General features: G+C 42.7%; 14 protein-coding genes. 12 read left to right on the forward strand and 2 right to left on the reverse strand.

Annotated features, from left to right (window positions below):
- The first annotated feature begins 66 nt into the window (after positions 1 to 66).
- The 11 genes from bglX to ACRQ5D_RS17195 all read left to right on the forward strand — a co-directional run bounded on the left by bglX (position 67) and on the right by ACRQ5D_RS17195 (position 20976).
- Positions 67 to 2373 carry a beta-glucosidase BglX gene (gene bglX / locus ACRQ5D_RS17145; protein ID WP_218134350.1) on the forward strand — a complete coding sequence of 769 codons (2307 nt, stop codon included), beginning with the start codon at positions 67 to 69 and terminating at the stop codon, positions 2371 to 2373.
- 936 nt (positions 2374 to 3309) lie between these two features.
- Positions 3310 to 5199, forward strand: a complete 1890-nt coding sequence (locus tag ACRQ5D_RS17150) for a SusC/RagA family TonB-linked outer membrane protein (protein WP_432329655.1) — start codon at positions 3310 to 3312, stop codon at positions 5197 to 5199.
- Positions 5180 to 6559 (forward strand): hypothetical protein, encoded by a 1380-nt coding sequence (locus ACRQ5D_RS17155; RefSeq protein WP_432329657.1) that lies wholly within the window; start codon positions 5180 to 5182, stop codon positions 6557 to 6559. Before ACRQ5D_RS17150 ends, ACRQ5D_RS17155 begins: the two co-directional genes overlap by 20 nt.
- Positions 6560 to 6663: 104 nt before the next feature.
- Positions 6664 to 8355 carry a RagB/SusD family nutrient uptake outer membrane protein gene (locus ACRQ5D_RS17160; protein ID WP_431200060.1) on the forward strand — a complete coding sequence of 564 codons (1692 nt, stop codon included), beginning with the start codon at positions 6664 to 6666 and terminating at the stop codon, positions 8353 to 8355.
- Positions 8356 to 8432: 77 nt separating this feature from the next.
- On the forward strand, positions 8433 to 12047 hold the full coding sequence (locus tag ACRQ5D_RS17165) for a VCBS repeat-containing protein (protein ID WP_091163057.1): 3615 nt from the start codon (positions 8433 to 8435) through the stop codon (positions 12045 to 12047).
- A gap of 10 nt (positions 12048 to 12057) precedes the next feature.
- The gene (locus ACRQ5D_RS17170; RefSeq protein ID WP_091163058.1) at positions 12058 to 13380 is read left to right on the forward strand and encodes a vanadium-dependent haloperoxidase; all 1323 of its coding nucleotides are present in this window, start codon (positions 12058 to 12060) and stop codon (positions 13378 to 13380) included.
- Positions 13381 to 13395: 15 nt separating this feature from the next.
- A complete protein-coding gene (locus ACRQ5D_RS17175) occupies positions 13396 to 14961 on the forward strand; it encodes an FG-GAP repeat domain-containing protein (protein WP_432329659.1) in 1566 nt (521 codons plus the stop codon).
- Between the two features lie 16 nt (positions 14962 to 14977).
- On the forward strand, positions 14978 to 16531 hold the full coding sequence (locus ACRQ5D_RS17180; protein ID WP_091163505.1) for an FG-GAP repeat domain-containing protein: 1554 nt from the start codon (positions 14978 to 14980) through the stop codon (positions 16529 to 16531).
- 169 nt (positions 16532 to 16700) lie between these two features.
- Positions 16701 to 18386 carry a glycoside hydrolase family 2 protein gene (locus ACRQ5D_RS17185; RefSeq protein ID WP_432329661.1) on the forward strand — a complete coding sequence of 562 codons (1686 nt, stop codon included), beginning with the start codon at positions 16701 to 16703 and terminating at the stop codon, positions 18384 to 18386.
- Complete coding sequence (locus ACRQ5D_RS17190) at positions 18310 to 19491, forward strand: hypothetical protein (RefSeq protein ID WP_432329663.1); 1182 nt, start codon at positions 18310 to 18312, stop codon at positions 19489 to 19491. Before ACRQ5D_RS17185 ends, ACRQ5D_RS17190 begins: the two co-directional genes overlap by 77 nt.
- A 210-nt stretch (positions 19492 to 19701) precedes the next feature.
- The gene (locus tag ACRQ5D_RS17195) at positions 19702 to 20976 is read left to right on the forward strand and encodes a flavin monoamine oxidase family protein (protein ID WP_432329798.1); all 1275 of its coding nucleotides are present in this window, start codon (positions 19702 to 19704) and stop codon (positions 20974 to 20976) included.
- A gap of 72 nt (positions 20977 to 21048) precedes the next feature.
- On the opposite strand, the gene ACRQ5D_RS17200 is transcribed toward ACRQ5D_RS17195, so the two are convergent.
- The gene (locus tag ACRQ5D_RS17200) at positions 21049 to 22299 is read right to left on the reverse strand and encodes a glycosyl hydrolase family 8 (RefSeq protein WP_432329665.1); all 1251 of its coding nucleotides are present in this window, start codon (positions 22297 to 22299) and stop codon (positions 21049 to 21051) included.
- Positions 22253 to 23203 carry a LysR family transcriptional regulator gene (locus ACRQ5D_RS17205; RefSeq protein ID WP_176844368.1) on the reverse strand — a complete coding sequence of 317 codons (951 nt, stop codon included), beginning with the start codon at positions 23201 to 23203 and terminating at the stop codon, positions 22253 to 22255. The genes ACRQ5D_RS17200 and ACRQ5D_RS17205 overlap by 47 nt, the downstream gene beginning before the upstream one ends.
- A gap of 128 nt (positions 23204 to 23331) precedes the next feature.
- On the opposite strand from ACRQ5D_RS17205, the gene ACRQ5D_RS17210 reads away from it, so the two are divergent.
- Complete coding sequence (locus tag ACRQ5D_RS17210; RefSeq protein WP_431200066.1) at positions 23332 to 24696, forward strand: TolC family protein; 1365 nt, start codon at positions 23332 to 23334, stop codon at positions 24694 to 24696.
- Positions 24697 to 24705 lie beyond the last annotated feature (9 nt).

Consider the following 24705-nt stretch of genomic DNA (forward strand, 5'->3'; position numbering starts at 1 on the left):
AATGAAATACCCTGATTATTAGTCATATTTGTTAACCAATTATTTACTACCCATATAACTTAAAAAATGAAGAAGTATTTTTCAAGCCGGCTTGTCATAGCCGTGATGCCATTTTGCGTGGCATTGACACCCTTTAACAAGGTGCTGGCACAGGCTAAAACCGAAGATGCGAAAATGAACGCCTATGTAAAAGGCCTGATGAGTAAAATGACCCTTGATGAAAAAATAGGGCAGCTAAACCTGGTAACCATCGGAGCAGCAACAACAGGATCGGTAGTAAATAAAGGGGTTGAAGAAAATATTAAAAATGGATCAATTGGTGGAGTGTTTGGTGTTTGGGGTACAACGCAAACCCGCCAGATCCAGGATATAGCCGTTAAAAACTCAAGGCTGCACATTCCGCTTATTTTTGGTTTGGACGTGATCCACGGTCACCGTACTATTTTCCCTATCCCGTTGGGCATGTCGGCAACGTGGGATATGGGCTTGATCAAACAATCGGCACAAATTGCAGCTAAAGAAGCAACCGGCGAAGGTTTGAACTGGGTGTTTTCGCCAATGGTTGATATTGCCCGCGACCCGCGCTGGGGCCGTATTTCTGAAGGTTCGGGCGAAGACCCGTGGTATGGCTCACAGGTGGCAAAAGCTATGGTGCAGGGTTATCAGGGTACCAATATGAAAGATGCCGATGCCGTGATGGCCTGTGTTAAACACTTTGCACTTTACGGTGGTGCAGAAGCCGGCCGTGAGTATAACACAGTGGATATGAGCCGCATTAAAATGTACCAGGATTATCTGCCGCCATATAAAGCAGCGGTTGATGCCGGTGCGGGCAGCTTTATGAGTTCATTTAATACAGTTGATGGTGTGCCTGCAACGGTTAACCAATGGTTGTTAACCGATTTGTTAAGAAAACAATGGGGTTTTAAAGGTTTCGTGGTATCTGATTATACCGCAGTAAACGAAGTGACAGATCACGGCCTTGGCGATTTGCAAACGGTATCTGCCCTTGCCCTGAAAGCCGGTTTGGATATGGATATGGTAGGAGAGGGGTTCCTGAAAACATTGAAAAACTCGCTTACACAAAAGAAAATAACCCAGCAGGAAATTGATCTGGCCTGCCGGCGTGTATTGGAAGCTAAGTACAAATTAGGTTTGTTTGATAACCCTTACAAATCAATGGATGCCGGTAAAGAAGCTAAAGAAGAGTTATCGACTGCGAACCGCGCTGCTGCACGGGAGATCACTAAACACTCCTTTGTATTGCTAAAGAACGATAATCAGACACTTCCGCTTAAAAAAGGCGGCAGTATTGCCCTGGTAGGTCCGTTGGCTGATAATCACCGCGATATGCTGGGCACCTGGGTTATTGCCGGCGAATGGCAAAAATCGGTAAGCGTAATGGAAGGCATCAAAAATGTGGTAGGTAACAATGTTGCCATTAACTATGCCAAAGGTGCCAATATAACCGAAGACAGTTTGTTTATTAAAAGGCTGAACTTTGGTCCCGGAATGGTTTCTTTAGATGCTAAGCCGGCCGACGAATTGTTGAAGGAAGCAGTTGATGCCGCCAAAAAATCGGATGTGATTGTGGCTGTGGTTGGCGAATCGCAAAGTATGTCGGGTGAATCGTCAAGCCGCTCGGATATTGATATTCCCGAAAGCCAGAAAAACATGCTGAAGGAACTTTCAAAATTGGGCAAACCAATGGTGATTGTGCTGTTTAACGGTCGTCCGCTTACCTTAACCTGGGAAGATAAACATGCTAACGCGATACTTGACGTTTGGGCGCCCGGCACCGAGGCCGGTAACGCCATCGCCGATGTATTATTTGGCGACTATAACCCGGCCGGTAAATTGACTGCTACATTTCCGCGCAGCGTAGGGCAAATACCTATTTATTATAACCACAAAAACACGGGTAGGCCATACAAAGGCGGTCCTTCAAAATTCAGGTCCAATTACCTTGATATTTCAAACGATCCGCTTTATCCGTTTGGTTACGGCTTAAGCTATACCACCTTTAACTATAGCGCTGTTAGCGTAAGCAAAACCAAATTAAAAGGTAATGAAACTTTAAAGGCTACTGTTACGGTTACCAATACCGGTAAATATGCAGGCGAAGAAGTAGTACAATTGTATATAAGTGACCCTGTGGCAAGCATCAGCCGTTCGGTAAAAGAACTTAAAGGTTATCAAAAAATAAGCCTTCAGCCGGGAGCATCAAAGCAGGTTAGTTTTACTATTACTCCAGAGCAACTGAAGTTTTATAATACGCAGCTTAAGTATGACTGGGAAGCAGGCGAATTTGTAGTTGAAATAGGAACCAACTCGGCCGATACGCATAATGCATCGGTTTGGTGGGCTAAATAGTGCCATTTAAAGTGTAATACATTTTTAGCACTTTGTTAAAAATGGTAAAGGTATTTTTTGACGCACGAAAATATCTGAACGGCACCGGTAAGTAAAATTCACCGGTGCCGTTTTGTTTTGGAAAAAATGTGTAAAATGTTGTATAAAGGCGTGAAATCGATTGTAATAAATGTAATCTGAACATTTATTGTTTGGAAAGTACTGCTTTGGTAAATGTATATTTAACATTTATTATTGCATAATTAATAATAAATGTTGACCTGACAGTATTTTCAAAGTATAATGATATTTTAACACTTTGGTAAATTATGGCAGGGAGGGCCCGCACATTAAACTAAGGGCAAAATATTTAAGATAACAGCTCGGTTGCGTTAATATTTATTGTTTTAACAACTTTTTTGCACCGGTTACAGAATAATAGCAACATTTTTACAATACGATATTTTTAAAAAAGTATGACATGTGTTAGCAATGTATTAATGAAAGATTCTCAATTTGTAATTTTAGTGGATAAATCGACCTATAAATAATTAATTTGTAAATCTACCTATTTTACTTGTGTATACAGTACACACTAATTACATTAGTTCCATAGCCAATATAAATTTCTGTTTTGGCAGAAATCGTTCAAAATCTAATATTATTATAACATTTTAACTTTAATGTTGCTTCATTAGCAGGAGCATAAAAAAGGTGATTACACGGATAAAAAAGTTAAAAAAAATATACGAGAGAAGTTCATATGATAAAACTTTTACATTTTTTACTTTCCAACACTTCATCTCCCATTAATCTGTTTAACAGAGCTTATCTCACAGTCGCTCGGTTAAAACAGGCTACCTGTAAGTGTGCAATTTTCTATTTTAAAACTTAGCAACACCAATTATCGACTTAAAAGCTTAAATCAAATATATTAATCAACTAAATCTCAATCTCATGTTTAAAAGTTTACTCCTAAAAGGAAGATACTTGGGTTTGCTGCTATGCTGCCTGGTATCTTCATTGGTAGTTACAGCCCAAACAAAGTACAAAGGTAAGGTTATCGGCTCGGACGATAAGTTACCTGTTGTTGGCGCTTCCATACGCGTCAAAGGTACAAGCACTGGTACTGTAACTGATGTTAATGGTGAATTCACCTTAAGCCTTAGCCCGGGCAATACGCTGGTAGTATCTTACATCGGCTATCAAAGTACCGAAGTTAAGGTAGGTACTGATGTAAACCTTCGGGTTACACTACAATCAGGTAGCAGTACACTGAATGAGGTGGTGGTAACCGGTTATACCGCTCAGCGTAAAAAAGATATTACCGGTTCGGTATCGGTGGTTAACGTTGCAACCATGAAAACAGTACCTGCATCAAACACAGCCAGCTTACTTCAGGGTACTGCAGCAGGTGTTACTGTAGTTAACTCAGGTAACCCTGGTGCTAATACTACAGTTAACGTACGTGGTGTGGGCTCTATCTTCAGTACAGCGCCCCTTATTGTAATTGACGGTGTTCAGGGCTCATTGAACGATATCAACCCTAACGATATCGAATCAATGCAGGTATTGAAAGACGGTCAGGCATCAATTTACGGTGTGCGTGGTTCAAACGGTGTTGTGGTAGTAACAACCAAAAAAGGAAAAAGTGGTGCTGCAACTATTAGCTATGATGCTTACTATGGTACGCAAAGGCCATTAAAAGATGGTTTTAAACTGGCCGATACCAAAACGTATGTAGAGGCCATTTATCAATCATACAAAAACAGCCCCAACGCTGACGGTTCAAGCCCTCTGGCAGGAGGTAACCCACAATATGATCCTGGAAAAACAGGTACCTGGACAATTCCAGACTATATTACACCAGCCGGAGCTCACGTAGGTGACCCAAAAACCGATCCATCAACTTATCTCTTAAATCCGTTTACTACAGATAACCAGATCACCCGTGCCAACAAACAAGGTACCGACTGGTTTCATGAGGTGTTTAAGCCAGCTCCGATACAGAGCCATAATATTACAGCAAGCGGCGGTAACGATAAATCAACTTACCTGATGTCAATAAGCTATCTTAATCAACAAGGTACTTTAATTGATACCTACTTCAAAAGGTATGCTGCCAGGATTAATACAAATTTTGCTGTTGGACCTCATATCCGTGTAGGTGAAAATGCTTATATTTTTTATAAAAGAAGCCCTAACCTTAGCAACAACCAAAACGAAGGTAACGCTATTTCATACATCTATCGTGAACCACCTATTATCCCGGTTTATGATATTATGGGCAACTTTGCGGGCACTCGTTCTGGCAGTTTAGGTAACTCAAGTAACCCGGTTGCAGTTCAGGAGCGTTCAAAAGATAACAGGAACAATAACTGGGATATAACAGGCAACGTTTATGCCGAAGCTGATTTTCTGAAACATTTCACCATCCGCACCCAATTTGGTGGTACGGTCGATAATTACTACTACTACTACTTTACTAAACCTGCATATGAAAACTCAGAAGGTAATACTTCAACCAACGGTTTTACTGAAGTAGCAGGCTACAACAGCCAGTACACCTGGACTAATACCTTAAACTATAAACAGCAGTTTGGTAAACATAGCGTTAATCTATTAGCTGGTTCTGAGGCTATAACTACTTACAGACGCGGTATCCGTGCAGGTGGAGGTAACTACAATATCTCATTTGACCCTAACTATGTAACCGTAGCCAACGGTGCTAACCCACCGAGCAACGGTGTTGATCAGCTTTTTGATTCAGGTTTGCTTTCGTATTTCGCAAAATTGGACTACCAGTTTAACGATAAGTATATCTTAGGTGCAACAGTCTCGTCGTGACGGTTCTTCATATTTTTCTCCAGGTCATCAATGGGGTACTTTCCCTTCAGTAACCGCTGGTTGGAGGATTTCCAAAGAGGCATTTCTGAAAGATGTTAGCTGGCTTAATGACATGAAGATCCGCGCAAGCTATGGTAGTCTTGGCTCACTTGCCGGCGTTGAAACCCGCTTAAGTAATGCTTACAGCTTATACGCCCAGTCAAACGGTAATGCCAATTATGACATCACTGGAACTGGTAACTCAACTGTTACAGGTTTGTACAGGATACAACAAGGTAACTTAGCTACGTCATGGGAAACTGATAAGATCAAGAATATTGGTTTTGACGCTACTTTGTTTAACAATAAATTCGATTTCACATTTGAATATTTCCAGAAATCGGTTACAGGTTTGTTATTCCAATCAGGCGATCCTTCAATAGCACTTGCTCCCGCTGCCGTTGCAAACTTACCTTATGTTAATGGTGGTAACATTAAAAATAAAGGTTTTGAAATTGTTGCCAGCTATCATGGCAATGTCGGCAGCGACTGGAAATATGATCTGAGCCTGAATGCAAGCCATTACTCAAACCTTGTTACCGATTTGAATGGCCTTAAATACCAGGATCGTAACAGCGATGGCTCAACACGTATCCAAAACTTTGTAAGGTTACAGCCAGGGCAGCCTGTGGGCGAATTTTACGGATATAAAGTTATCGGCTTATATCGTGATGCTGCTGATATAGCTGCTTCGCCAACCGATGTTAACGCAAGGCCGGGTTTATTTAAATATGCCGACGTTAACGGTGATGGAAAGATCACCTCTGATGACAAAACATTTATAGGTAACCCTAACCCCAAATTTACAGGTGGCTTTACATTCAACGTTAGTTACAAAAACTTCGATCTGAATGCCTTTCTTTATGGTTCATTTGGTGGCAAGATCTTTAATTACATTAAATACTGGACTTATTTCCCACAAGTATTTACCGGTAACGTAAGTGCTGATATATTAGGCCCTAAAGTTTGGAAACCAGGTGCTGATAACAGCCAGGCAACTATCCCTGTATTAACCCGTACAGCTAACGCTGATAACACGGGTGATCCAAATTCATGGTACCTTGAAAGCGGTACCTATGTTAGGTTGAAATCATTGACATTAGGTTATACCGTTCCAAATTCGCAAATCAAGGCTTTGGGTATTAAGAGATTAAGGTTTTATTTGTTGGCTAACAACTTGTTCACTATTACGAAGTACACTGGTTTAGATCCTGAGTTACAGCCATCAAACCTAAATAACAATACCAGTTTTGGTATCGACTTTGGTAACTACCCTGCCGGGCAGAAGATATATAACATTGGTGTTAACGCCTCTTTCTAATATTGAGAAATTTTTAATATAAAAGTTATGAAAAAATTCAAATAAAACTGATCATACCAATAGCGTCGCTGTTGGTGTGCCTGGTGTATGCGTGCCGTAAGGATATGCTAAACAGGCCCATCCTGCAAAGCTTAAGCCCGAACATCGTTGCTAACAAAACTGGTGTTGAAAGCTTACTAATTGGTACTTATTCACTGTTGGACGGTGTAGGTGGTAATGGCGGCGGTATAAACGCAGCCGGTTCAAACTGGTTATTTGGTAGTGTTACTGCTGGTGATGCCTATAAAGGTTCAGAGCCATCGGATGGTGGTAACGATATCTTGCCGGTAGGTAATTTTACTTATTCTACCTCGAATCCGTACATCAGAGACAAATACCGACTTTGTTTTAACGGTGTTAGCCGGGCTAATGACGTTTTGCGCACACTTCCGTTAGCAAAAGATATCAGTGCCGATGATGTAAAAAGGATTACCGGTGAAGCTCGTTTCTTAAGAGGATATTACTACATGGAACTTAAGAAAATGTACAACATGATCCCTTACATTGACGAAACGCAAACAGATGCCAACCAGCCTAATGATAAGGATATCTGGCCGAATATAGAAGCTGACTTACAGGCAGGTATAGATAATATTCCTGCCCTTCAATCGCAAAAAGGCCGCGCGAACAAATGGATAGCTATGGCATATCTCGCCAAAGCAAAAATGTTTCAACACAAATTTGCCGAAGCTAAAGCGTTATATGATAACCTTATACCTAATGGTACCAAACCAAGCGGCGACCACTTTGCATTGAACGATAACATGCAGAAGAACTTTAGCCCTCAGGCTGGTCAAAAAAACAGTGTAGAATCGGTATTTGCTGCACAATCATCAGTTAATGATAACTCAGGCGGTAACAACGGTAACACCGGCGATGAGTTGAACTTCCCTTACAACAGTGGGCCTGGTGCTTGCTGCGGTTTCTTCAACCCATCGCAATCATTAGGTAACTCATTTAAAACAGATGGTGACGGCTTACCATTGTTTACCACTTTCAATTCGGGTAAAAAAGTAAGCGGTAAAACTGATCCTTACACTGGTACTTTAGATCCTCGTATTGATATCACCATGGGGCGTCCTAACATTCCTTATCTTGACTGGGGCAATCCTCCGGCAAGTTGGATCCGTGACCCTACAGATGGTGTTTTCAATCCACGTAAAAACGTTTATTCATCTGCCGAAAAAGGTACTAATTCAAGTACTGAAAACTACTGGGCAGCCAATGAGGTTACCTCAAACAACATTAACTTAATGCGTTGGAGCGATGTCTTACTGATGGCTGCAGAAGCTGAAGTAGAAGTTGGAAGTACTGATAAGGCTTTAGAATATGTAAATATGGTTCGTAACCGTGCTGCAAATCCTGTTTGGTGGGTATATAAAAATTCAGCATACGATCCGTCAAAATCGGAGTATACTACAAAGACAACCCCTGCTGATAATTATTTGGTTAAACCATATCCTGCCGGTGCATTTGCCAATAAAACTTATGCCCGTACAGCTATCCATTTCGAGCGTAAACTTGAATTGGCGATGGAAGGTCAGCGTTTCTTCGATTTACAACGCTGGGATCAAGGTACAGGCAGCATGGCTGATGAAATCAACGCTTTCTTCGCATACGATATTAACGTTAACTCACAGCTGAACGGTGCTCACTTTACTAAAGGTAAAAACGAATATTACGCTATACCTCAAAGCGAGATCGACCTTTCTGGTTCAAAAGGGGCCTCAAAACTTAAACAAAACCCTGGTTATTAATTAACCATTGATTTTAAATATTTAACTTTAGGTGGAGATAATTATCTCCACCTTTTTTTATAGTTTACTAACCAATAATGAAGTATACCCTTGCCCTTATATACCTGGTTGCCGTTTTACTTAGTGCCTGTAAAAAAGCTACACTTTTTGAACAGGTTCCTTCTTCGCACTCGGGTATTACCTTCAATAATAAAATTGTTGAAAATGATGCCATAAACCCGCTTACCAAACTTAATCTGTACAATGGCGGCGGTGTGGGCATAGGCGATTTTAATAATGATGGCTTGCAGGATATCTACTTTGTTGCCAATACCACATCAAACAAACTTTACCTTAACAAAGGTGATATGAAGTTTGATGATGTTACTTCAACTGCGGGGGTTGGCGGCAGCGGCGGATGGGGCCGGGGAGTGGCTGTTGTTGATATTAACAACGATGGCCTTATGGATCTTTATATATGTTATACTTTACTTGATGATGCGGTTAAGCGAACTAACCTGCTTTATGTAAACCAGGGAGTGGGTAAAGATGGTATACCGCACTTTAAAGAAATGGCCAAGGAGTATGGTCTTAATGTAAGGCTCCACTCAACTATGGCATCGTTTTTTGATTATGATAACGATGGTGACCTGGATATGTACCTTACCGTTAATGAGGCTGTTGCCGGCGATAATCAAAGTACTTTCAGGCCGATAATAACTAATGGAAGTCACCGGAGTACCGGGCAGCTTTACCGCTGCGATTGGGATCCGGCGCTAAAACACCCGGTTTATACCAACGTATCCAAACAGGCAGGCATTGGGACCGAAGGCTATGGACATGCTGCCACCATTGTAGATATTAACCGAGATGGCTGGAAAGACATTTACGTAACCAACGATTTTTTAACCGATAACATTTTATACATCAATAACGGCGACGGCACTTTTACAGATAAAGTGAAGGAGTATTTTAAGCACACCGCCTTCAGCTCCATGGGGCAGGATATTGAGGATGTAAACAACGATGGTCTTGCCGATGTTTTCGAGGTCGACATGAACCCCGAGGATAACTACCGTAAAAAGATGTTCATGCCGCCCAACAATTACCAGATATTTCAAAATTTCGACAGGTATCAATATCAATATCAATACACCCGTAATACTTTACAATTAAACAACGGCCCGCGAATTGGCGGTAATGATTCTATTGGCGACCCCTCATTTAGCGATGTGGCTTTTTTAAGTGGTGTTGGACAAACAGACTGGAGCTGGGGACCCATGATAACCGATTTTGATAATGACGGGTATCGCGATATTGTAATAACCAATGGCTATCCGCGCGATGTAACCGATCATGATTTTATAACTTTCAGGCAAATGGCCTATTCGGTAGCGTCAACCCAACAGGTGCTTGACCAAATCCCGATTGTGAAAATACCCAACTATGCTTTCCGCAATACCAATGGTGTGCAGTTTGAAGATGTAACCCAAAGCTGGGGGCTTGGTGCTCCTTCGTTTTCAAACGGATGTGCCTATGCCGATCTGGATAACGACGGCACCATGGATATGGTTATTAACAATATTAATGATGAGGCATTCATCTACAAAAATACTTCCCGTAAAAGCGCTATAAACAGTAGTAACTACTTCCACATACAATTTCATGGCGGCCCCAAAAACCTGAACGGTCTTGGTGCTTTTGCCGATATTTATTACGATCACGGCAAACATCAATATTATGAAAATACACCTTACCGTGGTTATTTATCAACTATACAGGATATTGCCCACTTTGGCCTGGGTAACATATCTCTGCTCGATTCGGTAGTTATCCGCTGGGATAACGATAAAAAACAGGTGCTTACCCATGTTAAAACTAATCAAACACTCCAGGTTAAAATTAGCGATGCGAAGCTTGATTATACCAATAAACAGCCCTCTGTTGATAATACCGCATTGTTCAAAGAGGTCACTCAATCGGCAGGAATAACCTATAAACATAATGATCAGGATTATATCGATTTTAATGTTCAGAAACTGCTTCCGCATAAACTGTCGGAATATACGCCGGCCATAGCGGTTGGCGATGTAGATGGCAATGGTTTGGACGATATGGTGGTTGGGGGTACTACAATGTATCCCGCTCAATTACTATTGCAGCAGGCCAATGGCAAATTTATTCAGCGCGATTTAGTGCCTCAGCCTAAAACTATAGTCCCGGTTGGAAATCCCAACGATATGGCACATATGATATCCCCTGTAAGAGTGAAGGACGAAGGCATGCTGCTTTTTGATGCCGACGGCGATGGCGACCTTGATCTGTACGTTGCCAGCGGCGGTTATGAAAGCGAGCCCGGTTCATCAAATTACCAGGACAGGCTTTATGTTAACGATGGTAAAGGCAACTTCAAACTGCAACCCGATGCCCTGCCTAAAAACTTTACCAGCAAACTGTGTGTAAAAGCAGCTGATGTAAACCGCGATGGCAAAATGGACTTGTTTATATCCGGCCGTGTGGATCCCTGGAACTATCCTAAGCCGGTTTCAAGTTTTATTTTGCGTAACGATAGCAAGAACGGCGTTATCAAATTTACCGACGTATCCTCATCATCGGCAAAAGAGCTGAATAATATAGGCCTGGTTTGCGACGCCACCTTTACCGATTTTAATAATGACGGATGGCCCGACCTGATTCTTACCGGCGAATGGATGCCGATCACATTCCTTAAAAACGATCGTGGCATATACAAAAATGTAACGCAAAGCACCGGAGTTGAAAATAAGCTTGGTTGGTGGAATACAATTGCCTCCGGCGATTTTGACCACGACGGCGATACAGATTACATTGTAGGCAATACCGGTCTCAATACTTTTTATAAAGCAACCGATCAATACCCGATTTATATTACTGCCAAAGATTTTGATAAGAATGGCAGCTACGATGCTTTCCCTTCTGTTTTTCTGAAAGATCAGCAGGGCCAATTGCAGGAATTTCCGGCTTTCGGGCGCGACGATATTGTGAAGCAAATGATCAGCATGCGTATCAGATTCCAGAATTATAGGTCATTTGCAACAGCGACAATGGATTCGGTGATAACCCCAAAAATGCGTGAGGGGGCATTGCGTTTAAAAGTGAATTACCTGCAATCGGTATACTTACGCAATGACGGGGGAGGGAAGTTTACGGCTATTCCGCTGCCGGTTGAAGCGCAAATGTCTGAACTATGCGGCATTACTATTGATGATTTTGATGGAGATGGCAACCTTGATGTTGCACTTAACGGCAATGACTACGGCACTGAGGTTGCAACCGGCCGTTACGATGCTTTTAATGGTTTATTACTAAAGGGAGATGGCAAGGGAGGCTTTAAACCGCTCAGCATTATGCAAAGCGGTATTTATATTCCGGGCGATGGCAAGGCTTTGGTGAAGCTTAAAGGAGCCCGTGGTAACTACCTGTTGGCAGCTACTCAAAATCGTGACAGTATGAAATTGTTTGAGCTGAAACGGCCAGTTAAAACCTATAATCTGGAGCCGCTTGATGCATTTGCAACCATAAAATACAAAAATGGTAAAACTGCTAAACAGGAGTTTTATAATGGTAATTCTTTCTTGTCGCAATCGGGCAGATTCATTAATATTGATGATAACATGGCATCGATAACTGTAACCGATAGTTATGGCCATCAACGTAATGTACCAATTAAATAAACTATTATAAATGAGATGCTTTAAAATATTTATAGCCGTTGCGGGTTGTGCCCTTGTTTTAGGTTGCGGTAGTAAGCCTAAAAAAACACCGATGATGAAAGATGCTGATGTTATACATAACAACATTGATCAGCTTACGCAGGTTATTATTTATGATGTGTTCAGCCCTCCCGTAGCAAGCCGTATTTATGGATATACCTCGCTGGCTGCTTATGAGGCAATACGTTATTCTAATCCCGGATACAATTCAATTACAGCTCAGCTGTGGGGCTTTGGTAAACCTCCCGAACCAAAGGCAGGGGTAAAGTATAATTATACGCTTGCGGCTACATCAGCGTTTTTTGCAGTAGCTCATAAGGTTACCTTCTCTATCGATTCGCTCAAAAAATATGAGGCCAAGGTTTACGCCATGTATAAAGACAACATGGATGATTCAACCTATGCCCGCTCAATGGCATTTGGCGAAAAAATTGGCAAGTACATATTAAAAAGAGCAGCAGTTGATAATTATCCGCAAACCCGTGGCAAGCCAAGGTTTTTAGGGAACGATAATCCGGGTAACTGGCATCCCACTCCTCCCGATTACCTGGATGGTGTTGAGTTTTGCTGGGGTACTATGCATACTTTCGCAGTTGACACCTCAACCATGTTTCCTTTGCCGCCGCCACCTGCTTTTAGTGAGGATAAAAACAGCGAGTATTTTAGACAAACAATGGAGGTGTATAACCAAAGCAAAAACATTACGCCAGAGCAAAAAACTATTGCAAAGTTTTGGGACGATAATCCTTTTGTTATTGAGCATAATGGCCACATGATGTTTGCCAACAAAAAAATCACCCCTGGTGGTCACTGGATCGGCATAACCGCAATTGCCTGCAAGCAAACCCATGCCGATGTTGTAAAAACTGCGCAGGCTTATGCGCTTACCTCAATAGCTTTGTTTGATGCTTTTATTTGCGGCTGGCAGGTTAAATATGAAACTAATTATATAAGACCGGTAACCATTATCAATGATAAAATTGACCACGACTGGCTGCCAATGCTGCAAACACCACCATTTCCTGAGTATCCGAGCGGCCACAGCGATATCAGCGGTGCATCTGCAGTGGTGCTTACTCATTTATTTGGAGATAATTTTGCCTATCAGGATACCAGCGACCTGCGTTATATAGGTATGCAGCGCCATTTCGATTCATTTTTGAAAGCTGCCGACGAAACTTCAATAAGCAGGTTTTACGGCGGTATCCACTTCCTCAACAGCGTTAATCAGGGCGCTGTACAAGGAAAACAGGTAGGCGAATACATTTGGAAAAAATTAAAACTTAAAAATTAAGGGCTGAGCTATTTTATGAATTTTAAAAAAAGCTTATTAACCATATCATACCTTTTTTCATTTTCTGCAATATTAGCTGGTTTAACGCTCATTAATAGCTGCAAGCGTAAACCGGCATATCAACCTTATAAGTTTACCGGCGATGTGATAGTTGATGGTAAAAAACTGGTACAATTAAAGTGTACCCGCTGCCACTCGTTAGTGCCTGTTGATGCATTACCGAAAGATGTGTGGCTTAACCATACACTGGTGAATATGGCGCCGTTACTGCACATTTCAACATATGGAGGTTCATCGTACTATAAAAATGATCCGCTTGATACTACCGGCGCTACTATTGCCGAATGGACAGCCATTTTGGAATATTATAAAAAAGCTGCACCCGATACATTGATGCCGGCTAAAAAACCAATCCCATTAATAAATGATTGGGCTGGTTTTACACTTAGAAAGCCTGCACGGGTAGGTTATACCGCTTTTACTACTATGCTTGCTGCCAATGTAACTACAGGGCGTATGTACAGTGCCGACGCCGTGGATGAAAAATTGTATGCCTGGGACGGTAATTTAAAAATGGACTCCCTCGCCAAATTTCCATCAGCCGCGGTTGGGGTTAGTTTTGACAAAGATAGTGCCGGGAATAATATAGGCTTTTTCGCCTGTATTGGGCGTATGGCACCAGTTGATTTTCCGAATGGCAAAGTAGTTAAAGTAAACCTTGATGCGCAGCACGTTAACAACGAACAAACTTATATTGCATCTGATTTGCCCCGGCCTGTTGGCACAATAACAGGCGATTTTAACAAGGACGGTTTGCAGGATGTTGTAGTTTGCGGTCAGGGCAAGTTTAAAGGAGGTGTTTACCTGCTTAAGCAAAATAAGGATCATACGTATGAGCAACAAACCATTTATGACAAGCCGGGCGCTGCACAAGCTTTAGCCGGCGATTTTAACAACGATGGCTGGACAGATGTAATGCTGTTAACCGGAAGCGGCGATGAAGGCCTTTGGTTGTTGTTGAATGATCAAAAAGGAGGATTTACAACCCGGAACCTGCTGCATTTTCCGCCGGTTTATGGTTCAAGCAGTTTTCAATTGGTTGATATGGATCATGACGGCAAACTTGATCTGGTACTAACCTGCGGCTACAACTACCGTGATTCGAGGATCCTGAAACCTTACCACGGCTTATACATTTTTACCAACACGGGCGACTGGAACTTTAAACAACGCTGGTTTTACCCTATAAATGGTTGTACTAAAGCCATTGCCACCGATTTTGACGGTGATGGAGATATCGATATTGCTACGATAGCTTTCTTTGCCGATATGAAAAATACGCCTGCCGAAGAGTTTGTTTACTTTGAACAGGCTAAACCTTTAGATTTTAAACCTCATGCTTTGCCGATTAGTAACCTTGGCCATTGGATGTGTATGGAAATGACCGACCTGAACAAGGACGGCAAACCCGACATTGTATTAGGTAATTATGCAGATGGTTTTATGTTCCAGGATGGTTTTAAACCTAATTGGGACCAGCACCTGCCATTGATAATGCTTGAAAATCACACCAAAAAGTAAAGCGATACCGAACTGTATGAGTAAAGCAGGAGGGGTGAGCATAATAAAACGAAACGTATTGTTGCTGATTATAATATTCGCAGCTGTTGTTATTGCCGCATTGAATAGTTGCGGCGATAATGAACCGAGCGACGAAGAGCTTTTGGCCGACGCTAAAAAAACGGCGTTCAAACATTGCGGCAGCTGTCATGAACCGCCCGATGCTTCTGTACTGGATAGTGCCACCTGGGACAAGCACATATTACCAGCCATGGGAGCAAAACTTGGCATGCGCCCTTTTATGGACCAGTATATAGCCGGTCCAGGGGCCGAGCTCTCTCTTGCCGATTGGACAAAGATTGTTGTTTACTATAGGTACGCCTCGCCCAAAAAACTAAAAATTCCTAAACCGGATGCCCTGCTCGATTCGGCTATATTTTCGGTGAAAAGGCCTGCTAATGTTGATACTACATCTGGGGAGGCCATGACCACCATGATTAAGTTTAATGACGTTGATAAGCACTTTTATACAGGAGATGCCGGCAATAAGCTTTACCGCTGGAGTAGTGATCTTACAGCTACCCTGGTCAAAAAATTCCATTCGCCAATAACCGATGCTACCTTTTATCAGTCGGCAACCGAACCTAACAGCGCCGTAGTTACCTGCATCGGGATCCTTCCGCCTAATGATCAACTCAAAGGAACCTTAACACATATTAATCTCGACAAAAAATCAAAAGATACCACCCTAATGGCCGATAGTCTGCCACGCCCGGTTAAAAGTGCGGCGGCCGACTTTAACAAAGATGGCCTGATGGATTATATTAGTTGCGGTTTTGGCCGCGACCGGGGTGGTTTGTTCCTATTACAGCAACAAACTAATCATACATTCAAAAGAAAGATCATCCGTGCAGTTCCTGGTCCTGAAATAGTTTGTACCGGCGATTTTAACGGCGATGGCTGGCCTGATATTGCCTGCCTGTTTGCCCAGGCCGATGAAGGGATCTGGCTGTTTCTGAACGATAAAAAGGGAGGATTTACTACCCAAAATATCATACGTTTTCCATCGGTTTACGGGTCGAGCAGTTTCCAGTTGATGGATGTTAACCACGATGGTAAACTTGATATAGTTTACACCTGCGGAGATAACAATGATTACTCGCCTATATTTAAGCCCTATCATGGAGTTTATATATTTACCAATCAAGGCAACTGGAAATTTATACAAACCTACTTTTACCATATCAACGGCTGCTCCAAAGCAATAGCCGCCGATTTTGATAAGGACGGAGATCTTGATCTTGCTGTAATAGCTTTCTTTCCTGATTATAAATATCATCCTACCGAAGGTTTTACCTATCACGAGCAGGTTAGCCCGGGCAAGTTTGAAGTACACGAGGTTCCCGTTAATTTATTAGGTCGTTGGATTTCGATGGAAGCCGGTGATATTGATGGCGATGGCGATACTGATCTGGTTTTGGGCAATTTTTCGGTAGGGGCCCAGGGCCTCATGAACCAAAAGGATTATAAACCTAATTGGGACATGTACGAGCCGATTATTGTACTGCAGAATAAAACGATTAAAAAGTAGGGTTTCATTAACCGTTTTAATAAGGACAGAGGTTGTCTTGATAAGAAACTGGTAAATTGATTACTAAAGCCCCAAAACGTATCATTTGTACAACAAATTGATAAATAAGTACCGCTGTATCTGGTTGTATGTTAAGTAGTTTTACCATACTTATTTATTGATATACTAAATGAACAAAAGTATCTGCTCAGCTTTAGGTGTTATAGCTGCCTGTATTTTACCTGCCTTTGTTTTGGCACAATCAGGAGTTGTAAAACAAGTTAAATTAAGCAATTTCGATTTGCAATCATCGGCCTTGGTAAATGCAACAGGCACTGAACTTTCCAATACACAATACCACTCGCCGGTGTATTGGTTTCCCGTAAAAGTACCATCAACAGTACTTACCGGACTGGTGGCCAATCACATCTATCCAGATCCATACCAGGGTCTTAATAATATGCTGATCCCCGATGCCTCCGATCAGTTTAATAAAGAATATAACCTGGAACAATATAGTCATCTGCCTAATGACCCTAACCCATGGAAAAAGCCTTATTGGTACCGCACTACCTTTAAAGTGCCGGCTGCAGATAAAGGCCGTCGTTTTCAATTGATCTTTAAAGGTATTAACTACCGGGCAGCTGTATGGCTTAACGGCAAGCAAATTGCCGACAGTACCCAGATGGCTGGTATGTTTGCTGAACATAACCTTGATGTAAGCAATATAATTAAAGCTGGGGCTGAAAATGCCCTCGCCGTGAAAATTTACCCGCTTGATTATCCGGGATATCCTGCAAAGGAGCAGTTGAAAGCCCTCGGCCCGTTTTATGAAAATGGCGGCCCAACGGGTGATATCGGCAAAAACGTAACTATGCTTTGTTCATCAGGATGGGATTGGATCCCGCCCGTGCGCGACCGTAATATGGGGATCTGGCAGCCAGTGTTTTTACGCACAAGTGGCGCGGTAACTATCGGCAGGCCAAAGCTGATTACGGATTTGCCAAGCCTGCCTGATACCGGTACAGCCAAGCTTTCATTAAACCTGACATTAACCAATAATACAACTGCAACACATGGCGGTAAACTAACCGTCAGCATAAAGCCCGAAAATTTTGCAGGCGCACCGGTTCAGTTTAGTCAGCCAGTCGTTGTACTTGCTGGTGCCGAAAAAGCGGTTGAGTTAAACGCTGATAAGATTAGCCAGCTGATAATCCATCAGCCTAAATTATGGTGGCCAAACGGTTACGGTAAGGCAAACCTGTACCGGATCCGTATGCAGTATGCTGAAGGGAATACTGTAAGTGACGATACCACTTTTGTTTTTGGCATCCGCAAGGTGGCTTCAAAAGCCGAAACTACAGCCAATGGTTTTGTGCGCCGTAAGTTTTATGTTAATGGGAAGGAAGTGCATTTGGTAGGTGGCGCCTGGGTACCGGATATGATGGTGAACCGCGATTCGGCCCGTTACGATTATGAGATGCACCTGTGCCGTAACGCCAACGTAAACCTGGTACGTATCTGGGGAGGTGGTGTTACCGAGCCGGATGCTTTCTGGAATGCTGCCGATAAATACGGGCAGATGGTATGGTCAGACTTTTGGATTACCGGCGATACCCAGGGTGAATTTAAAGGTTCGCCTGATTGGCCGCTGGAGGGTAACGTATTCATCAAAAACGTAGAAAGTACCATCTACCGCATCCGCAACCATCCAAGCTTATTGGTATGGACAGGTGGCAACGAAGGCCATGCCCGTAAAGAGCTATATGATATAATGCGTAATGATATTATCACTTTAGATGGTACACGTCCCTTCATTCCAAGTTCTGTCGGGCTTTGCCAAACTGCCGGAAGGCTGGAAGGGTTCGTGGCCTGATGATATGCCGTCGGGCGTTTATAGTGGTGGCCCTTATGAATGGAAAGACCCCAAAGACTATTATAAACTGGCCGATGCTGCTAAAGACTGGGTGTTTAAAGACGAAACCGGCCTACCGTCACAACCACCATATACAACTCTGCCGAAGATCATCCCTAATTTGGTTTGGGATACCAACTTGCCTTTTCCGCTTAATAATTCATGGGGCTACCATGACGCGGCAACCGGAGCCGGTAAATATGATAAGTATTATGAAGAAATGACCAAAAGGTATGGCAAGCCAAGTAGTATCGTTAATTTTTCGGACAAGATGCAGCTCATGAACGCCTTAGGTTACCAGGGTATTTTTGAAGCTGATGGCCATAAACTGAACGAAACCGGCGGCGTAATGCTCTGGAAGTTAAATGCGGCTTTACCAAGTGTAATATGGCAAATTTACGACTGGTACCTTGAACCTAATGCCGGCTACTATACTATGCAAAATGCCTGCGAGCCTATCCACATCCAGTATAATTATGATAATTCATCAATAGCAATCATCAACCGTACACACCATGCCACCGGAAGCTTAACTGCTACGGCCGATATTTATGATATCAACAGTAAGCTGATTAAATCAGAAAAGGTTGGCAATGTAGGATTGGCGCAAACTGGTGTTAAGGAAGTGATTCAGCTCAAAGATGCACTTGCCGCTACCAAAGGCGTAAGTTTTGTAGTGTTGAACCTGACTAATGCGGCAGGTAAAACCGTATCACATAATGTTTACTGGCTATCGGCCACTGATGACTTTAAGTCATTGAACGATATGAAACATGCACAGGTACAGGGAAAAGTGATCAAAGCTGAAAAAGGATTAAGCGAAAATAAGTGGACTATGCAGTTTACCAATAACTCCAATCAACTGGCATTCTTTGTCCGCCCGCAATTGATGAAAAACGGCGAGGAGGTTATGCCAAGTTATTGGACTGGTAATTACTTTAGCTTGGCACCACATGAAAGGATTATAGTATCGGTAAGCGCCCCGGTAGCCAAATTAGGCGCGGCAAAATCAACCGTATTACTCGAAGGCTGGAATCTGGATAAGCAGGTGATAACATTGCCCTGAAATTTTTAAAACTTAATATGTTCGCAAAGGCGCGAAGACGCAAAGTTTTTTCTTAGCGGCTTCGCGCCTTTTTTGCTATAATATTAATAACAAAACCGTAAGCTTTAAGCTTTGTGCATTCAGCTTTTAACTTTTTTTAAGTTAAATTTTGTTTAAGAATGACTTACCATACAGGTTCTGTTTTGAAAATCTGCTTATCTTGCTCAACGCATTTTACATATGGAAAATACAGATGTAATTATCATAGGAGGGGGAGCCGCGGGTTTGATGGCCGCCCGTACGCTTGCCAAAGCAGGTAAAAATGTTGTGCTGCTTGAAGGCCGAAACCGGCTTGGCGGTCGCATTCACACACTAGAGCATGGCACATCATTAGAGCCTGCTGAACTGGGTGCTGAGTTTATTCATGGCGATTTGCCCATAACCCAAAGCTTGCTTAATGAAGCTGACATTAAATATACCCATGCCTCCGCCTCTATGTGGAAATATGAGGATGGAAAGTTTATAGCCGAAGGGCACGTTATTGAGCATTGGGACGAATTTCTGGAAAGCATCATGCAACTGAAGCATGATATGAGCATTGAAGCGTTCATGCAGCAGGAGTTTTCGGGCGAACGATATGGAGGGCTCCGGGAATCGGTGCGGGGCTATGTATCGGGATATGATAATGCCGATCCTAAAAAAGCCAGTGCCTTTTCTATCCGTAAAGAGTGGCAAAATGAGCATGAGGATGCGCAGTATCGTGTAGAAGGAGGTTACTGTACGTTAATCAGCTATTTGGCAAATGAGTTTAAACAGGCAGGTGGGCATATTTATCTTAATGCCGTTGCAAAAGATATTGACTGGGGCCAACATCATGTTACAGTAAGCACTGATATTGGGATAACCTACCAGGCCCGGCAGCTATTGATTGCCGTACCGCTCGGAATTTTACAGGCTGAGGTCGGGTTGAAGGCTACACTGAGTTTTGACCCCCCGGTTGATTATTATATCAATGCCTTAAAATCGCTTGGCTTTGGAGCGGTGATCAAGGTGTTACTTGAGTTTGACGAAGCATTTTGGTATAGTGATGAAACCCGGCAAATGACCGGTGCCGATCTCGAAGATATGGGCTTTCTGTTTTCAAATAAAGCAATCCCCGTTTGGTGGACCCAAATGCCGGTACATCGCCCGCTGCTTACCGGTTGGCTTGGTGGACCACCTGCTGCCGCCCGTATAAATACCAGCGACGAGGATGTTTTGATAGAAGCACTCGGCTCCATCTCCAATATTTTTAAGATAGATATCGCGAAACTGAAAGAAAAACTCCTTACCTGGAATGTAATCAACTGGACTGTCGATCCGTTTTCGAGAGGTTCATATAGCTATGATACCATAGAAACAGCCGAAGCACGAAAGATCCTGAGCCATCCTATTGGCGATACCTTATTTTTGCAGGCGAGTATCTGTATGAAGGAACGGCAATGGGAACTGTTGAGGCGGCTTTGACGAGTGGGTTGAGGGCTGCGGAGATGTTGTTGGACTATGAATAAAAAAATGTCAATGACATGATTGTAGATGCTATTGTCCCTTCCAGTAATTTCCACTCACAATAATCATATCCAACATTTTGATAGTATTATCGTAATAATCATAATCATTCAGTTTAAAGGCTATTAGATAATCCCAGACTTTATTAAGCCACTGCTGATTACTTTTGTCAACCATGGCCGATACCGTAAATGGCGCTATAAAACTTAAAGCTTCGAAGTATCTGCCTTTAATATCATTACCTTCAAGCGTATATCCTGCCGAAATATTATCCGGATTGCCATCAGTAGTTTGCGTGATCCATTGATTTATTGGACTAACAAAGCCTTTAGCGCGTTTATCGCCATATAATAAATAATCGGTAGCTATGCGCCACGGTACCCTACATGCATTGTAATTATAATAACCATCATACTTTGATTCCATGTAGTTGGGCTGAGCAGGCCGGGCTTTAGTCTTTATTCCTCTGATAAAATCGGGCACCAGGCCTGCGCCCGGGCTGTAGTTTTTTTGCAGATAGTTAAATAAGCGATAGTTTTTATCAATAGCTTTTTGCCATTTACCGGTTTTTGAGGCGCTTTCAAATGCTTTGAAATTGGCAGGCATAAAATCAGATGAGCGCATATCATAATAATCTTCGCTATCTCCGTCGCTGCCATCGCTTAATAAAACAGAAAACGTTTTAGGATTGATTTCGTAGTGCATAATTGCCGCCATAGCGTTCCTGGCTTCCTGCAGGTAGTTGATATGGCCTCTGCTTCCCCATTGCTTATCAGCTAACAGAAGGGAGTATGCTATATCTATATCGCCGTCGGTGGCGGCATCCCGGTCGTGGTTTTTACAGTTCTTTAGCTGGGCCCAGGCCATTAAATAAGGAGATGCTTTGGCTGGATGGGTTTTATAATATTGATATAAACCATCATAAACGGTTTTTGCCTGCTTATCGTACCCGGCCATCAGTGCGGTAATCACCATGCCATAGCCTTGCCCTTCGGATACGCATTCTTTACCTGGCTTTTCAAACCAAACATAAAATTGATTTTTATCGCAGCCGGGTTTAATGTACCTGTGTTTCCATTGATCGTAAAAAGAGGTTACCTGTCTATCAAGCTGTTGCTGATTGATGTGATTGGGTTTTATTGTACCGGCAGTATACCGGCTATGTTGCGGAAACGGCCTTAATGCAACCTGTGCATGAAGGCCGTTTAGTATAAATAGCGAAAATAGCAGCAGGCTATATCGCACGTAGTTCGGGGTAAGCAGCAACCTCTTCAACATCATTGCACAATAACTCAGTTTTGCAGAAATGGTTCTTAAGGCAGCTCAAAAAGTTCTGAATTGCCGGTGTATCCTTACAGGTAGCGGCATACCACGTGCGTTTTGCAATACTGTGGTGCAACGGTTTTGTAACAATGTGTTTACCGGGCAGGTACGGCTTCACAATCCAGTCGGCCATAACGCTTATTCCGAGGCCCGCGTTTACCATCTCAATAGTGGCATCTGTGTAGTGGATGCGACTCAATGTTTTGGGCTTTACATGCTGTTCTTGGATGAGTGTTTCGATGACCGGAGTTTCCTGGTATGAGGGGTCATAAAGAGCCAGGATTAACTCCTGATCCTGGAAGTCGCAGATGTCAATAACGGCCTTTTTTGCCAGGGGATGATCGGCCGGTAAAATACATATCAGGCGGTCTTCAAAAATGGGTTCATACACTATCTGAGTATTCACCATTTGGGTGCGCACAATACCCAGGTCAAGGTCGCCCCGCATGAGGTATTCAAGTGGTCGGCGACTAGCATCTGAAACTATATTTATGTTAATATCAGGCCATTGGCTTTTGAAATCTTTAATTACGCCGGGTAACCAATGGTATGCAGTATAGCATTGCATACTAATATTAAGCTTACCGGTTTTGCCATTTTTATAGTTGTTAATATCTTCTTCAAGGGTGCGTATTTCGGCCAATATTTTTTCCGAACTTCGTAGGAAACGATAGCCCACTTCGGTTAGCTGAAGCTTCTTTCCCTGGCGATGGAACACCTCTATGTCCAGTTCTTTTTCCAGTTCTTTTAACTGGTGGCTCAGGGCCGATTGGGTTAGATGTAAAGCACTTGCTGCTTTGGTCAGCGAACCCTCTTTTGAAATGGTATCAACTAACCTGAAATGATGTAATGCAATATTCATTATTAGTTTTGCTAATGATTTACACAAAATTAATTCATTTTTTTCATGAATCATATAGATATACATTTGCTGTGTATAAAATACACCTCATGTTAAACACAACTTCAAAAAAATTACTCCTGTTTTTTTTGAGTGTTTCATATGTCTTACACGTACAAGCTCAGCAAAAAGTCCTTTCCATTAAGGATGCTGAACAAATGGCCCTTGCTAACTATGCTTCTATTAAGTCGAAGGCAAACCAGCTTAACGCCTCTAAGGCATATCTCAAAGAAACAAAAACGGAGTATCTGCCGGATGTAAATTTCTCCGCGCAGCAGGACTACGGAACAGTGAACGGCCAAAACGGACCCTCGTATGGTTATCGTGGCCTGTCGGTGTCCTCATCGGGGCCAGCTTTGGCCAAACAGAACTGGAACGCTGCATTCGGCGCTCTGTATTTAACTAACGTTAGCTGGGACTTTTTCGCCTTCGGCAGATCGAAACAAAGGATCGGCGTACAAAAAACCATCGTATCGCGCGATGAAACTGATCTTGCACAGGAGCAATTTCAGCACCAGGTACGCGTTGCAGCCACGTATTTAAATCTACTTGCTGCACAACAGCTTGCCAAGGCGCAGCAGGATAACCTTAACCGTGCTATGGAATTGCAAAAAGTAGTCGTAGCCCGCGTAAAGAACGGCTTAAATCCGGGTGTGGATTCATCCTTGGCCAACGCCGAAGTATCTAACGCCAAGATCGCGCTTACCAATTCGCAGCAAACGGTACAGGATCAAAGTAATCAGCTATCTATTTATTTAGGAATTCCCGCCCAGGAATTTCAATTGGATAGTGCTTTCATTACCAGACAGCCCAATAACCTGGAGACTTTGAGCGCTGTTGCCGCAACCGATCACCCAACTTTGAAGTTCTATCAAAACAGGGTAAACGTGAGCGATCAACAGGCTAAATACCTTCGCACTTTCGCCTTGCCAACCTTTAGCCTTTTTGGTGTTTACCAGGGCAGGGGCTCAGGCTTTAAGCCGGACTACGGCACTAACCAGGATAGCTACACCGGCAGCTACGGCGCAGGTGTTGACCCAACCCGTTACAACTACCTGTTTGGAATAGGTATGATATGGAATTTTACCAGCGTTTTCAGGACCCACTATCAGGTACAGTCGCAAAAGTTTACCTCAGCGCAATTGAAAAACGATTACGAATTGGTTGATAAGCAACTGGAAGCACAGCGCAGCCTTGCCGAAACACGCATAGGCAACGCTCTTAAAAATGTAAACGAAGTACCGGTTGAAGTTTCGGCCGCTAATAACGCTTACATTCAAAAATATACACTGTATAAAAACGGACTATCAAACATAGTTGATTTTACACAGGCGCTTTATACCCTTAACCGGGCCGAGGTTGACAAATATATAGCATTGAATAACGTATGGCAGGCACTGCTGTTCAAATCAGCAGCTACAGGCGATTTCGGGATATTCATCAATAATTTTTAACAGTTACAC

The sequence above is a fragment of the Mucilaginibacter sp. P25 genome, from assembly GCF_050859465.1.
GTDB lineage: Bacteria > Bacteroidota > Bacteroidia > Sphingobacteriales > Sphingobacteriaceae > Mucilaginibacter > Mucilaginibacter gossypii.